At 44.0% G+C, this 15,315-nt stretch carries 9 protein-coding genes; 8 read left to right on the top strand and 1 reads right to left on the bottom strand.

What is annotated here, in order from left to right; genetic code table 11:
• Positions 1-327 precede the first annotated feature (327 nt).
• From AC6R05_RS12430 to gcvP, 3 genes are all read left to right on the top strand, one after another.
• Complete coding sequence (locus AC6R05_RS12430; protein ID WP_500647533.1) at positions 328-1,623, top strand: serine hydroxymethyltransferase; 1,296 nt, start codon at positions 328-330, stop codon at positions 1,621-1,623.
• Between the two features lie 55 nt (positions 1,624-1,678).
• Positions 1,679-2,059 carry a glycine cleavage system protein GcvH gene (gcvH, locus tag AC6R05_RS12425; protein WP_032552610.1) on the top strand — a complete coding sequence of 127 codons (381 nt, stop codon included), beginning with the start codon at positions 1,679-1,681 and terminating at the stop codon, positions 2,057-2,059.
• 94 nt (positions 2,060-2,153) lie between these two features.
• Positions 2,154-5,033 carry an aminomethyl-transferring glycine dehydrogenase gene (gene gcvP, locus AC6R05_RS12420; RefSeq protein ID WP_500647532.1) on the top strand — a complete coding sequence of 960 codons (2,880 nt, stop codon included), beginning with the start codon at positions 2,154-2,156 and terminating at the stop codon, positions 5,031-5,033.
• Positions 5,034-5,333: 300 nt separating this feature from the next.
• Here gcvP and AC6R05_RS12415 read toward each other — a convergent pair whose 3' ends face one another.
• On the bottom strand, positions 5,334-7,145 hold the full coding sequence (locus tag AC6R05_RS12415) for a nucleotidyl transferase family protein (RefSeq protein WP_500647531.1): 1,812 nt from the start codon (positions 7,143-7,145) through the stop codon (positions 5,334-5,336).
• Positions 7,146-7,493: 348 nt separating this feature from the next.
• Here AC6R05_RS12415 and AC6R05_RS12410 point away from each other — a divergent pair, with 348 nt between their 5' ends.
• The 5 genes from AC6R05_RS12410 (at position 7,494) to AC6R05_RS12390 (ending at position 15,223) form a co-directional block, all read left to right on the top strand.
• On the top strand, positions 7,494-8,009 hold the full coding sequence (locus tag AC6R05_RS12410; RefSeq protein ID WP_150896500.1) for a sigma-70 family RNA polymerase sigma factor: 516 nt from the start codon (positions 7,494-7,496) through the stop codon (positions 8,007-8,009).
• A 1-nt stretch (position 8,010) separates the two neighbouring features.
• On the top strand, positions 8,011-8,946 hold the full coding sequence (locus AC6R05_RS12405) for a FecR domain-containing protein (protein ID WP_500647530.1): 936 nt from the start codon (positions 8,011-8,013) through the stop codon (positions 8,944-8,946).
• Between the two features lie 74 nt (positions 8,947-9,020).
• Positions 9,021-12,143, top strand: coding sequence for a TonB-dependent receptor (locus tag AC6R05_RS12400; protein WP_500647529.1), 3,123 nt, complete (start codon positions 9,021-9,023; stop codon positions 12,141-12,143).
• 188 nt (positions 12,144-12,331) lie between these two features.
• Positions 12,332-13,654, top strand: coding sequence for a PKD domain-containing protein (locus AC6R05_RS12395; RefSeq protein WP_500647528.1), 1,323 nt, complete (start codon positions 12,332-12,334; stop codon positions 13,652-13,654).
• A gap of 189 nt (positions 13,655-13,843) precedes the next feature.
• A complete protein-coding gene (locus AC6R05_RS12390; protein WP_500647527.1) occupies positions 13,844-15,223 on the top strand; it encodes a PKD domain-containing protein in 1,380 nt (459 codons plus the stop codon).
• Positions 15,224-15,315 lie beyond the last annotated feature (92 nt).

Below are 15,315 nucleotides of genomic sequence, written 5' to 3'. Positions count from 1 at the left end.
TCCCAGTAGCAAAACAAGAAAATCTGTTTCCTATTGGAAATTTTTATTGAAAATTGGATTTAACGGCGTTATGTTATCGACTTGTTAGATGAAGAGATGCTACTTCAGCTTGCAATAAATGATAGATTTAACATTTAAAGCAGCTGTTTTTACCCCACTTTTAGGGGAACCAATTTCGCACTGCATTGACCCTACGTTTGGTCGGTTGCACTCAATATCAAAGGCTTTAGCACCATATTGACGCAAACGATTACAATGCAGAAACCAACGCAAGACCTAATGGACACATAAAAACAATATCCATTAGTTAATTGAAAGGTCTCGACAATGAACAACGCATACCAAAACCATAGCTTAGACAGTTTTTTCTCTACTAACCTATCGGCAACTGACGACGCAGTATTCGCTGGAATCCAAGCTGAAAACGCACGTCAAAATGAACAAATCGAGCTAATTGCTTCTGAGAACATCGTTTCTAAGGCAGTTATGCAAGCACAAGGCACTTGCCTAACCAACAAATACGCTGAAGGTTACCCTGGTCGTCGTTACTACGGCGGTTGTGAACACGTAGATACAGTCGAAGCGATCGCGATTGAGCGCGCTAAGAAACTGTTTAACTGTGAATACGCTAACGTTCAACCTCACTCTGGCGCACAAGCTAACGGCGCTGTAAAACTGGCTCTTCTACAGCCAGGTGACACTATCCTAGGCATGTCTCTTGATGCAGGCGGCCACCTAACTCACGGCGCACGCCCTGCTCTTTCTGGTAAATGGTTCAACGCGGTTCAATACGGTGTAAGCCGTGACACGCTAGAAATCGATTACGATGCAGTACGCGAGCTTGCTTTGGAACACAAACCAAAAATGATTATCGCTGGTGGTAGTGCAATTCCACGTACTATCGACTTCGCTAAATTCCGTGAAATCGCGGACGAAGTTGGCGCACTGCTAATGGTCGATATGGCACACATCGCTGGCCTTATCGCGACAGGTGCTCACCCTAGCCCACTTCCTCACGCTCACGTTGTAACAACAACGACGCATAAAACACTGCGTGGCCCACGTGGCGGAATGATTCTGACTAACCACGAAGACATCAACAAGAAGATTAACTCTGCGGTATTCCCAGGTCTCCAAGGTGGTCCACTAATGCACGTTATTGCTGCTAAAGCAGTCGCATTTGGTGAGGCTCTAGGTCCAGAATTCAATACTTATATCGAATCAGTGATCAATAACGCAAAAGTTCTTGCTGAAGTGTTGCAAACTCGCGGTTGTGACATTGTGACAGGCGGAACAGACACACACCTAATGCTGGTTGACCTTCGTCCTAAGGGCTTGAAAGGTAACGTAACTGAAGAAGCATTAGAGCGTGCAGGGATCACATGTAACAAAAACGGTATCCCATTCGATACAGAGAAGCCTATGATTACTTCTGGTATTCGTTTAGGAACACCAGCTGGAACCAGTCGTGGTTTTGGCGCTGAAGAATTCAAACTCATCGGTGAGTGGATCGGCGATGTACTAGACGGCCTTGTTGAAAGCCCTGAAGGTAACGCTGAAGTTGAGCAACGCGTTCGCAAGCAAGTTAAAGAACTGTGCAAGCGCTTCCCGCTTTACCGTTAATAGAACACTTTTTATTTTTTAAATTAACACCTCATAAATTTTTGGAGAACAAGCAATGGACAATACACTTAAGTTTGCAGACAGCCACGAGTGGGTTAAAGACAACGGTGACGGTACTGTAACTATCGGTATTTCTGAGCACGCTCAAGAGATGCTAGGTGACGTTGTATTCGTTGACCTACCAGAAACAGAAGACGAAGTGGAAGCAGGTGAAAGCTTCTCTCTTGTAGAGTCTGTAAAAGCAGCATCTGACATCTACGCTCCTATCACTGGTGAAATCGTTGAAATCAACGAAGAACTAGAAGATAGCCCAGAGCTAATCAACGAAGAACCTTATGAAGGTGGTTGGATTGTTAAAGTGAAGATGGCTGACGCGTCTGAGCTAGACAACCTAAAAGATGCAGAAGAATACCTAAACTCAATCGACGAAGATTAATTAGGTAGCCCGTATACGATGAAGCTGCTCTTTGGAGCAGCTTAATTTTAGGGGCTTGCTCACGGTCCCTATATAGAGAAAGTAGAACGATATCATGACTGAATTACTTCAAAGCCAATTACTTAAAGATTTGGGTACTCAAAACGAGTTCGTTGCACGCCACAACGGTCCAAATAAAGCAGACCAGCAAAAAATGCTGGACGCGATCAACTCATCTAGCCTTGATGCACTGATCGACGAAACGGTTCCTGCGCAAATTCGCCTAGAGAAGCCAATGACGCTTGCTGCGCCACTTAGCGAAATGGATATGCTGAGCTCGCTTAAAGAGATCGCTAACCTAAACCAAGTTAAGCGTACTTTCATCGGCCAAGGCTACTACAACACGTTCACTCCAAACGTTATCCTACGTAACGTTTTAGAAAACCCAGGCTGGTACACGGCTTACACGCCTTACCAACCAGAAATTTCTCAAGGTCGTCTTGAAGCACTGCTTAATTACCAACAAATGGTAATGGACCTAACCAGCATGGAAATCGCGAACGCATCACTTCTTGATGAAGCGACGGCAGCTGGCGAAGCCATGACTCTGTGTAAGCGTGCAGGTAAGAGCAAGAGCAAAGTGTTCTTCGTTGCTGACGATGTTCACCCACAAACACTAGAAGTTGTAAAAACTCGTGCCGAGTACATTGGCTTCGAAGTTATGGTTGGTGCACTTGAAACACTTCCTGAACAAGACGTATTTGGTGCTCTTGTACAGTACCCAGGTACAACTGGTGAAGTTCGCGACCTAACAGACATCATCGCAAAAGCACAAGCAAACAAAACGCTTGTGACTGTTGCAACAGACCTACTTGCTTCTGCTCTACTTAAGCCAGCTGGCGAAATGGGCGCAGACGTAGTGATCGGTAGCGCACAACGCTTCGGTGTTCCTATGGGTTACGGCGGTCCACACGCTGCATTCATGGCAACACGTGACAAGCACAAGCGTACTATGCCGGGTCGTGTAATCGGTGTTTCTATCGATACAAACGGCAACCAAGCGCTACGTATGGCAATGCAAACTCGTGAGCAACACATCCGCCGCGAGAAAGCGACGTCAAACATCTGTACTGCTCAAGCGCTTCTAGCGAACATGGCGTCTTTCTACGCGGTTTACCACGGTGCAGAAGGCCTACGTACTATTGCTCGTCGTACACACCACATGACAGCGATTCTAGCTGCAGGTCTAACTAAGTCAGGTTACGAGCTAACAAACAACAGCTTCTTCGATACCATCACAATTAACTCTGAAGAGAAAACTGAAGCACTGTACGCACGTGCTCAAGCGGCAGACATCAACCTGCGTCTACTTCCAGGGAAAATCGGTATCAGCCTAGATGAAACAACTACGATCGATGATATCAGTGCACTATTCGCTATCTTCGACGTGAAAGAAGACATCAACGCACTTTCAACTGACATTGCTTCAAACGAGTTTGCGGCAATCCCAGAAAACTGTCGTCGTGAATCTGAGTACCTAACGCACCCAGTATTCAACACGCACCACAGCGAAACGCAGATGATGCGTTACCTAAAACAGCTAGAGAACAAAGACTTCTCACTCACGCACGGCATGATCCCACTGGGCAGCTGTACGATGAAGCTGAACGCTGCGGCAGAGATGATCCCAGTAACATGGCCTGAGTTTGGCTCTATCCACCCATTCGCACCTCTAGAGCAAGCGGCTGGTTACACAGCACTAGCGAAAGATCTTAAAGAAAAGCTATGTGAGATCACTGGTTACGACGATTTCTCTCTACAGCCTAACTCTGGTGCATCTGGTGAATACGCGGGTCTAATCGCGATTCAACGTTACCATGCAAGCCGTGGCGAAGGTCACCGTAACGTTTGTCTGATCCCTAGCTCTGCGCACGGTACTAACCCTGCAACGGCATCTATGGTTTCTATGAAGGTAGTGGTTGTTAAGTGTGATGAAGATGGCAACATCGACATGACTGACCTAGCAGCTAAGATCGAGAAACACAAAGACAACCTATCAAGCATCATGATCACTTACCCTTCTACACACGGTGTATACGAAGAGCAAGTGAAGGAAGTGTGTGAACAAGTACACGCTGCGGGCGGTCAAGTTTACCTAGACGGCGCGAACATGAACGCTCAAGTTGGTCTAACGTCTCCAGGCTTCATTGGCTCTGACGTATCTCACTTGAACCTACACAAAACATTCTGTATTCCACATGGTGGTGGCGGTCCAGGTATGGGTCCAATCGGTGTTAAATCTCACCTAGCACCTTTCCTACCAGGCCACATCGAAAATGGTGTACAAGGTTCTGACTACGCGGTATCAGCAGCGGATCTAGGTAGTGCTTCTATCCTACCTATCTCTTGGGCTTACATCGCAATGATGGGTGAACCAGGTCTGACTGAAGCGACTAAAGTTGCAATCTTGAACGCGAACTACGTGATGGAAAAACTACGTCCTCACTACCCTGTTCTTTACCGTGGTACTAACGGCCGCGTAGCGCACGAATGTATTATCGATATTCGTCCATTAAAAGAAGAGACAGGCATCAGCGAAGAAGATATTGCCAAGCGTCTAATGGACTACGGTTTCCACGCGCCTACCATGTCATTCCCAGTTGCAGGCACGCTAATGGTTGAGCCAACTGAGTCAGAGGACTTGGAAGAACTAGACCGTTTCTGTGAAGCAATGATCGCTATCCGCAACGAAATGGCTGCAGTTAAGAATGGTGAATGGCCGCTAGATAACAACCCACTAGTTAATGCACCGCATACACAAGTGGATCTATCAAGCGACACATGGGACCGTCCATACTCTCGTGAACTTGGTTGCTTCCCATCTCAAGCCTCTAAGAACGCGAAGTACTGGCCTACTGTGAACCGTGTAGACAACGTATACGGCGACCGTAACCTAATCTGTTCTTGCCCAAGCATCGAGAACTACGAAGACTAATTTCGTATACTCTAGATAATAAAAAAGCGAGCCATTTGGTTCGCTTTTTTGTTTCCGCGTCATATCCACTCTGTAAGAGCCTATAACGGCATCAAATGAAGAATGTATAGAGAATTGTTCAGATACAAAAAAACCAGCACTTGGCTGGTTTTATGTAATTTGAAAGCGCCTCCCGGAGTCAAACCGAGATCCACGGATTTGCAATTGGTTGTATAGCAAACAATTAAGTTCAACCATCATTTTGAGAACCAAGAGCGTCATTTAGACAAACCACACTCTTAGTTTTGAGCTTAGGCAGGCTTAAGCTGCAGATTTGCCATAGTTTTCTTGCAAAAATAGAAGCGTTGGCTCCGGAACTATTTGTGCAATGCCGTCGAAATCCCCTACTTCTAATAGCTTACGAACTTTCGAAGCACTGATAACATCACCATTCGTTGCAATACGATCGATAATATCAACCTCAATACCGTACTCTGGAAGTAGCTCTTGCATTTTTTCATTGTACTGTTTGGTGATCATACACTTAGGCTCATCACCCAAGAAAATCTTAGTAATGTTTAGCGTTTTAGCTATGTACTCACAGAAGAACCATGCTTCCATTGAAGCGTCTGCTTTGGCTTCTGTGGTGTCTTTATCGAAGTAATCTGGATAAGTTAACTCTGTACAGATAAACTTACCTCCTCGAAGCACCGTGACATTCTCTAGGTGCTTTGTGCTTTCTGCGACTAAATGAAGACGATCTTCGAACTTAAAGAACGATTTGTCTTCTTCAATGACAAAAATAAATAACTTATCAACACTACGAGAAGCATGTTCCAGCAAGTGGAGGTGACCTTTAGTAATAGGGTTACAGTTTACAGCTACGCTACCCACTTTTAGCTCTGCATTAGGAACATGACTTTCCAGCAAAGATAAATAGCTTTTCATCTCGCACGATTCAAGAGCTTCTGCAGTTTTCTTATATAAGAAATACTTCAGGTTATCTAATACTTGATACATTTCTTGAGAAGGTTGAATATTAGAAATCGCGAAGGAACTATTATTAAATCGCTCGAGCAAGAATCTATTGACAATATATTTTGATAATATTTTATTTCCTTGAGGTGAGAAATGGCAATGATGTTTTGCTAGATCAACAAAAAAGTCCACCCCTCTGTCAAAGCTATTAAGATCTAGCTTATATATATCTTCATCATCAAACCTATTGAACTCATCATAGTCAAAAAATATAACCACATCACCACTTTCAATATTGGTTTGAATCATATTATTAATAGCCAACAACAAATTCATACCATGAACACCATAGTTCTCGACTTTTATATCGCCATAGTGATGATTTAGTTCCTTCTGTATTAAACTTACAATGGTATCCTCGTCACTAGTCCCAACTGAGTACGTAGTTGAAGTGCCGAAACACAACACCTTATTCTTGTAATTATCGGGTTGACCCACAGTTTCTCTCAAACCATTTTTAACTGATACGTAAGAGTTTTGCATGTCACCCAACAAAACTTTGGTTGCTTTTATAACGGGAGGTCGATAGTCAAACAATTCATCAAAACGAACGTTATCGTAGTTCTTATATACACTCTTTATATAACCAGGAGGATTATTTTCCTTGCTCCACTTAGGGCGTTCTTTATTATAAAGGTCTATATTAGATAATAGTTCCTTTTCCGTTTCAGAAAGATTTTTTAATTCTTTTCCTTTACCGGAAAGCGAAATAAGCAGAGGTGTAGCGCCCTTGCTTTTAACATAATCCTTAATAAATTTTATCTTGTCAAAATCGTATACACTATCATCAATACATCCTAAGATAGGAATAATATCTTCAGATTGTTTATTTGATGCATTTAGTTTTAGGTTGTCACTACTCTCGAAGTCATTAGTTAGTATATATAAATTTTTTAATACATAATAATATTCAGGGTTTTCACCTAACTCATAGACTTTTTTCGCATGAAATATTGCACGTTTATAATCGCCAAGTCTACAATATAATCTAGTCAGCTTAATATCACTTGTAATTTTACAGTCGCTATTACTTAATAGGTTTTTAGCAATATATTTAGCGATTCTCAGCCTAATTGACAAGTTATCAACTTTCATTTCACTACCTAACATACATCATACAAATATTTGGGATGGCTATGATTAGCCAAAAGTTGAAAAGTAGCACATATTAGACCAGTGGTTTGTAATGAAATGTAATCTTTTGTATTGCCATAACTTACTGATATTGCAGTTAATAACTGCATAAAACTTTTCACAAACCGTTACTTTTTTTCACATTGCGCATAAAGGCTATACAAACACTTCTTTTAATCATTGAGACGTTGGTATTGTGTTCAAATTCAACCAATTTATAAAAAACATGTAGCACATTAGAAAATTTCTGATATATTCACCGCCCCAATGATAATAATTATCATTAAGGTTAGTAAGGAGTATCAGGGAATGACCGTAGCGAGCAACAACACCTCACACAGCGTGGATCAAATGTACCAAGAGCATCACAGCTGGTTATCGGTGTTTATTAAACGACGCTTAGGATGCCCTGACACTACGGCTGATCTGGTTCAAGATACTTATCTACGCTTGTTAACCAGAGGTAAGCTGCCTGAATACAAAGATTCAAGAAAGTACCTGACTCATATCGCTAAAGGGTTGGTGATTGATCTTTATCGAAAACGTCGTGTGGAAAGTGCCTATTTAGAGCTCATTGAACAAGAACCTTCTCTCGTTGCCAGTTCTCCGGAAGACCACACCATAGTGGTTGAAGCACTTGTTGAGATCGATACCCTACTCCACAAACTTCCAATCAAAGCTCGCCAAGCACTGCTCATGAGACAGCTCGAAGGCAAAAGCTACAAAGAGATCGCCTTCGAACTTGAAGTTTCAGTATCGTCTGTGGAAAAGTATGTTGCTAAGGGCCTTCAAGGTTGCATGCTAGCCATGCTTAGCGAGGGGTAAAATGCAACAATTACCACCTGAGACCATAGAGCAAGCATCGGTTTGGATGGCACGCCTTTGGGCTGATGATGCCACGCAACAAGATCACGACTCGTTCGAATGTTGGAGGCTTGCCCACCCAAATAACGCCTTGGCGTGGCAAAAATTAGAACTGCTACAAAGTAAGTTTTGTGCCATTCCTCAAGGAAAAATCAGCAAGCATGTCTTAACGCGTAAGCCACCGAGAGTCAGTCGTCGCGAATTCTTGTCCATAAGCGCACTTTCGTTCGTCGCACTAGGTTCAGGCATGGCGATTTACAGACCAACACCAACAGGTACCGAATACTCAACGGCAACGGGCGAAATTCGTTCGATGACGCTGCTCGATGGTACACAATTAGCGCTAAACACCGATTCCAAATTATTTGTCGATTTTGATAATCATCAGCGTGATATTCATATTGAACGCGGCGAAGTCATGATCACCAATACACATCATCGTAGCCCATTAACAGTCTCGACTTCGCGGGGTTTAGTGCTCCCTATCGGAACCCAATTCAGTATCCGAGAGCATGACGACACTACTCAGGTTTCTGTTTACGAAGGTGAAGTCGAAATTCAACCTATGCTTGGGATGGGGAAACCGCATCTTTTCGCTGGGCAAACTGCCCATTTCGATCGGCGCACAGTATCACAGCCAAACCAGACCCAAGATTCCGACATGCTTTGGTTGGAACATAAAATCATGGCGGAAGCGACACAGCTCAAAACCTTCATCAACGAATTAGGGCGTTATCGACGCGGCATCATCAACGTCGATGCCAGTGCCGCAGCACTCAAACTTACTGGTGTGTTCTCAACCAAAGATATTGATAAAACCTTACACAATATCAGCCAGATACTGCCAGTAAGAATCCACTACCGAACCCCTCTTTGGGTCACCATCACAGCAAAATAAAATTTTATTACGGATTTCTGATTCTTGTTCGGTGTATCTGACAGTCAGTTAGAAATCCCGATAAGGAAATTACGGTGCCAAATGCCAAGCAGCGCTCGCTACTCTCCAAAATTACCACGATAAAACTCGGTGTCGTTATATTGAGTTTTCCTTTTGCTTCTCACGCTGCAGAAGACCATCAATATAATATTCCAGCAGGCACCCTAGACAGTGCTCTCAACCACTTTGCCGTTGAATCGGGTATCGAGTTTTATCTAGATTCGTCACTCTCTTCAGAGCTCTACAGCCAAGGTTTAGTCGGCCAGTACAACAATGAACAGGCGCTGTCTTTGCTATTGACTAATACCGGTCTGCAAGCACAAAAGCAGTCTGATGGTGTTTATTACCTCGTACCGACTACAGACTCGATGACACTCGATGCTATACAAGTTCGCACCCATTTTGATGATGCCTATCAAAGAGACGCAGACGGTGAAATGGATGTGTACGACAAAGACGTCGCTACCGCTTATCTAGGGAAAGAAGAAATCGAACGCTTCAAAGGGACCAGTGCGGCGGATCTATTCACCGGTGTCGCCAACACACACAGTGGCGAAGCACGAAATGGCGGTGGCAGTATCGACCCGAACGTACGTGGTGTACAAGGCTTTGGTCGTGTACCTGTTGTTATCGATGGTACTGAACAAGGTATCTCAGTGTATAACGGCTATCGTGGGTCATCGAACAGAAACTACATTGACCCCAACCTCATCGGCAGTATGACCGTCTATCAAGGTGCTCAATTAAACTCAGAGATCAATACCTCAACAGGTGGTGCCGTAAAAGTGACCACCTTGCAACCGCAAGATATCGTTGAAGAAGGTGAACAATTTGGTATTGAGTTAGTTGCCGAAAGCAGCAGTAACTCCATCGAGCCAAACAAAGCGCGACTGCATACCGGAAAACGTTGGCAAGACGTCCCTGCTTATGCCGAGCTAGGTGGTGTTCCACTGTACGACGATCCAGAACTTCGTTTCCAAACCAGAGACAACAAAACAGATAATCCCTTCAATGGAGAAGACGTCGCCTACCGCCTCGCACTCGCTGGAATCGAACCAAAATTTGACTGGTTAGCCGCATACGCATACCGAAATCGAGGCAACTACTACTCAGGTACCAGCAAAGCTGACTTCTACTCGAAACCATTTGATAATAACTCCAGTGACCAAGTCGCGGGGCGAAATCCACTTTTAAGACCTGAACACATGGCATTGGTCCACTACCCTGGCCACGAAGTACCCAACACATCGGCTGAAATGGAATCAGCACTGTTAAAAGGTACAATCAATTTCAGTGATTACTACAAACTGCACGCCAGTATCCGATACACGGAAAGTACTCATGGTGAAATATTGGCGAGTCGTTCAGACTACCGAAATTCTGATGGACTCGCTCAGTGGCCGCTTGCGAACGCAAAAATGCAAGCTTACACCCTGAAATTTAGAGCTAACCCTGAACACGATTTGCTAAATCTAAGCACCAACTTATGGCTGACAAAAACAGATTCACGCAGCAATACTGGTTATGGCTTCCCCAACTTCGTGAACTACAAAAGCGATACGCCTGACATCATCATAAACACATCCGTCGTTAACCGTGATGAGCAAAGGTACGGGTTCGATTTCAATAACAAGATGCTCTTGACAGACTCTATTGATATGACATTGTCCGGCAGTTACATGATGCACGAATTGAACCCTAAAGAGGGACTAGCCAACCTTGTCGATTTCTATGGTGGTGCAGTCCGTGCCGGTGAAAGAGAAGAATACAACGGCGCAGTAAAGATTGAATGGCGCCCACATGAATCCATCGTGTTAGATTCTGGTGTCCGTTACATCTCTTACAATGCGACAGATTACTACATCGAACATCAAGTAAACTCTGGCGACATTAGCCCTCTTAAAGAGTACAAGAAAGACGGCTACCAACTAACGTATCAAACTCTAGAAACCTATGCGCCGGAAGAGATCGCACAAAATGTAGCAAATGCAGAGCATGAGGTAAGAGTCACTTTCACGCAACAAAACCTCAATACTGAGATAGATAGATTGCAAAACTTGATCGTTATGTTCCCTGATCAAGCCAGTGAGTACCAAAGTCAGCTAGACGAACGACAAGCTGAACTCGCTAATTTCGATGCCATATTGCAACAAAAGCTACAAACACAAACCGAAGCGGCGCAAAATCAAACCACTTTCATAGAGCACCATGCATCCAATTGGTTAACCAATAGCGACAACGAGCTCGATCTGGCGAACAATGCTTGTCGTATTGCCATGCAACAAGAAAACTACATCGAAGGCAGTTGTAAAGCCAAGTCACTTGAAACTTCCGAAGAATACAACACCCAGTACAAAACTAGCGGTAGTGGGTGGATGCCTTCTGTCACAGCCACATGGTTAATCAGCGATAACAGCCGAATTTACACCCGTTATGCTGAGACTTTACGTTTCCCAAGCTTATTTGAAAGTACCAGTGGATTCAGTAGCAACCCCGTCGCAAGTGCTCCACTACAACCTGAGCGTGCCAAACTGTACGAGACGGCCTACATTCACTACTTCGATAATGCGAGCTTTAAACTGACCTATTTTGATCAAACCATCGACGATGTGATGGATAGAGACCGTGACAGTTATAACTTCACTAACCTAGATAGCCAACGAACCAGCGGTATTGAGATCAATGGGCAGTTTGATAACAGCGATTATTTTGCTGATGCCTCAATTGCTTACAACTTCCGAAACGAGGTTTGTGACAAAAACTCAGCCGCCCAAGGTTATATAAAGGATGTAATTTTAGGCAATACCCCATCTGAAGAAACCTGTGTTCGTGGTGGATTTTCAGAAGGAAGCTTCCTTGCTGCCCATGCTGCACCTGAATATACAGGCAGTATTTTACTAGGTACTCGTTTCTTTGATACCGACTTAGAAACAGGCGTACGTACCAACTACGTTTCAGCGAGTCATGAAGATGAGATCATAAAAAGAACTGAGGTGATTACTTATGATGCCTATGTCAAATATGCCTTCACAAAGAAACTGACTGCTGAACTGATTGGTAACAATTTGTCTGATGTTTATTACTTAGATACAGGTTCGGTATCAGGTATGCCCGCTCCAGGCCGAACATTAACCTTCAAACTAAGTGGTAAGTTTTAATAAAAAGACCACTGATATTGCCTTTCAGACTCGTTTGGAATCAAACGTATCAATCAAAACCATAATAAAACGCCTTTCGGGGCGTTTTTCTTTACGGGTTTCTCATCTTGATTCGGTATACCCAATGAAATTGACATTTGCATGGCTGATTTCAAACAGCTTTGCCACTCATGATTAGGAAAAAATACATGACTTCAAAACTAAAATGGACCTTACTTGCTGCCGCTATGCCAGCGCTTATCGCATGCGGTAGTGGGAGCAGCGACAGCAGTTCAGACTCTTCAAACAACGCAACTGTAGCAAAATCTTATGCCAAACTAGGCAAGCGTGTGCGCTTAGATGCAACCCAAGGTTTAGATACCTACAACGAAAACATGACTTTCGAATGGAAGCTCACAAGCAAGCCTGATGGCAGTAACGCTGCACTTAACGCAAGCAAAGCCATTTCACCTTATTTCACTCCAGATGTTGTTGGTGATTACACATTTGAACTAGAAAGTGCAGTATCTGGCACTTCAAGTACCACAAAGCAAACCATTGAAGTCACTGACGCATCACAAAACGTGGCGCCAATCATCGATATTGCGACACCACCAAGTGTTGCTCTAACCAAATCTATCGAAATTCCGTCTAACGCCGTCGACCTTGATGGCGATGTTTTAACTTATCAATGGGCACTTTTATCAACACCAGATAGTGCGACAATGAAACTCACGGGCAGCACAACATCAACAGCAGTGCTACTGTCGAACACAGCCGGTGACTACAAACTGAAATTAACAGTAAGCGACGGCTCCGAGAGCGTTAGCCAAGAAGTGATTGTGTCTTATTCAGCAGAAAACGTTGCTCCTGTCGCTAATGCAGGTGGCGCAAAGTCTTTAGAGATTAGAGAAACAGCAACCTTAGATGGCAGCGGCAGCTACGACGGCAATGAAGATGCGATTACGTACACGTGGAAACTACTTTCTAAACCGGAAAATAGTACCGCTGAACTGTCAGACTCGACAGTCGCGAAACCTGATTTCACACCCGACCAAGTGGGTGATTACCTCTTCTCGCTGACTGTAAATGACGGTGAATTCACCAGTGAAGCCGATATAGTTCGCTTGAGCGCGAGTGACGCAGGCAGCAGCGAAATCATCTTTACCTTTGGAGATGAAAAAACAGTACATGCCCTACCTTATGCGACTCCACCTATTGCCCTAGATAAAACCATCACTGGTGATGCACCCGAATATGTTGAAGTTGGTACATTCACACTAGAAGCAGTTGGTAAAGACTACACCATTAGTGAAATTACAGAGATGGATCAAAGAGGTGGTAATTATGCACCTAAAATGACAGGGATAGAACTAAACCAAGTCCTACATGCAGGGGATGTGGCTTACGTGAAAATGTGGGCAAAACCGACGACAGGCACGCGAACCAACGTCGTATACGGTTTCTTTATTGATCGCGACTTTTCGAAATACATGGGCGTTGCTTACGACTTAAGTGCTGAGGCGAACTAAGCTCACTGTCTTCCAAGCTAAAGACTCTAGATTCCAAACTCGAATCATTAGTCTCCAAACTAAACCTACCAAAAGCGCGAACATTCGCGCTTTTTTTATTTTTGGATTACGGTTTTCTCTTTCTTAAACGGTATAGCAAGGAAAGGCAAAAACGATGACTTAACATTCTAATCTCGACGGTGTATTGCAATGCATGGCTATACTTACAAGTTTCCAATAATTCTCTCTTTCGCTTTCATTACGGCGTGTAATGGAAGCGCTTCTGATTCATCGCCGACAAGCGATCCGAATAATCAAACTCCGATCGCTATCGCTGGCATCAATCAACAAGTTAAAGTTAATCAAGTCGTCCACTTAGACGGCACGCGCAGTGTTGATTATGACAACGACCTCATCTCTTATTCATGGTCATTCTCAGAAAAACCCGCAGGAAGCGAAGCACAACTTTCCAGCTCGGACGCCATCAAACCGACTTTCGTTGCGGATCAAATCGGTACGTATTATCTCTCGTTGGTGGTCAACGATGGCCAAGTCAACAGCCGCCCAAATCAAGTGAAAATAGTGGCTAAATCCAACCAAGACAACTCGCCACCGGTGGTCTCACTTACCCCGACGTACAGCGCATCCTTGTCTCAATCCGTTAAGCTGTTTGACACATCCACGGATGCTGACGGCGATGAGCTTTACCGTCAATGGAAAATTATCAACCAGCCAGACGGGAGTCAGCCTAGTCTTAGTAAATATGAGGGAAAATACCCCAACTTAACCGCTGATGTGGCAGGTGACTATTTGGTAGAATTAACCGTCACCGATGGTTTCTTATCAACTAAAGCGACCACAACCGTCACCTTTAATGAAAACCATCAAAACCGACCTCCAATTGCTAATAATACCCAAGCCATGTTGGCCATTGAAGGTATGACGGTTTCTTTCACTGCCAGTGAAAGTTATGACCCGGACGGCGACCCCCTCACCTTCAATTGGTATTTTGTGTCAAAACCGCAAGGAAGCAATGCAACTATTGCGAACCCTGGTGCTGAAACCACAAGCTTTGTTGCCGATGTGAGCGGGCAATTTGCTGTCAGTGTCGAAGTAAGTGATGGCGAGTTCACCGATTTACCTGGCAGCCCTACATACGTTCGCGTTGCTTCGTTAAATGGCCCACACGCAAAAGTCTTTCTGAGAGATGAAACCGCCCCGTTACTTCTGCCATTCAAAGAAGATAAGAGCATAGATCTAACCAATGATACTGGAGAAGTGCCTGAGTACTACACTCTAGGGTCCTATACGTTTGAAGCCGTCGAAAAAGACATCACTCTTACCGTGACGTCTGCATCCGAGCTTAAAGACATCGTACAACCGGTCATAAGAACCCCTTTTGGTGAAATCGCCGAATCTGATGTTTATGTGATTCCAGCAGGTACCCGTGAAACCCTGACTTTGCTTTCTCCTCCAACACATGGCCAAACCACTCGAGTTCTGTTCGGTTTTGCTTGGAGTTTAAATGGGCCAAATGACTTTACGCTGATAGAGCGTGTTGGCGGTTACTACGATTTCACGAGCCGATAAAATTTTATTAAAAGATTCGATTCTCTATTACGGTTTTTTCATTCTTAAACGGTATAGCAAGGAAAGGCAAAAAACGATGACTTAACATTCTA

This window comes from Vibrio sp. R11-SG3-ISO9 (assembly GCF_059834255.1).
Note: the sequence above shows the minus strand (reverse complement) of the source record. Positions and strands in the feature narration are given on the sequence as shown.

Coding starts and splice junctions, on each gene's coding strand:
- AC6R05_RS12395 (WP_500647528.1), top strand. CDS start 12,332: ATGACTTCAAAACTAAAATGGACCTTACTTGCTGCCGCTATGCCAGCG.
- AC6R05_RS12415 (WP_500647531.1), bottom strand. CDS start 7,145: ATGAAAGTTGATAACTTGTCAATTAGGCTGAGAATCGCTAAATATATT.
- AC6R05_RS12430 (WP_500647533.1), top strand. CDS start 328: ATGAACAACGCATACCAAAACCATAGCTTAGACAGTTTTTTCTCTACT.
- AC6R05_RS12390 (WP_500647527.1), top strand. CDS start 13,844: ATGCATGGCTATACTTACAAGTTTCCAATAATTCTCTCTTTCGCTTTC.
- gcvP (WP_500647532.1), top strand. CDS start 2,154: ATGACTGAATTACTTCAAAGCCAATTACTTAAAGATTTGGGTACTCAA.
- gcvH (WP_032552610.1), top strand. CDS start 1,679: ATGGACAATACACTTAAGTTTGCAGACAGCCACGAGTGGGTTAAAGAC.
- AC6R05_RS12410 (WP_150896500.1), top strand. CDS start 7,494: ATGACCGTAGCGAGCAACAACACCTCACACAGCGTGGATCAAATGTAC.
- AC6R05_RS12405 (WP_500647530.1), top strand. CDS start 8,011: ATGCAACAATTACCACCTGAGACCATAGAGCAAGCATCGGTTTGGATG.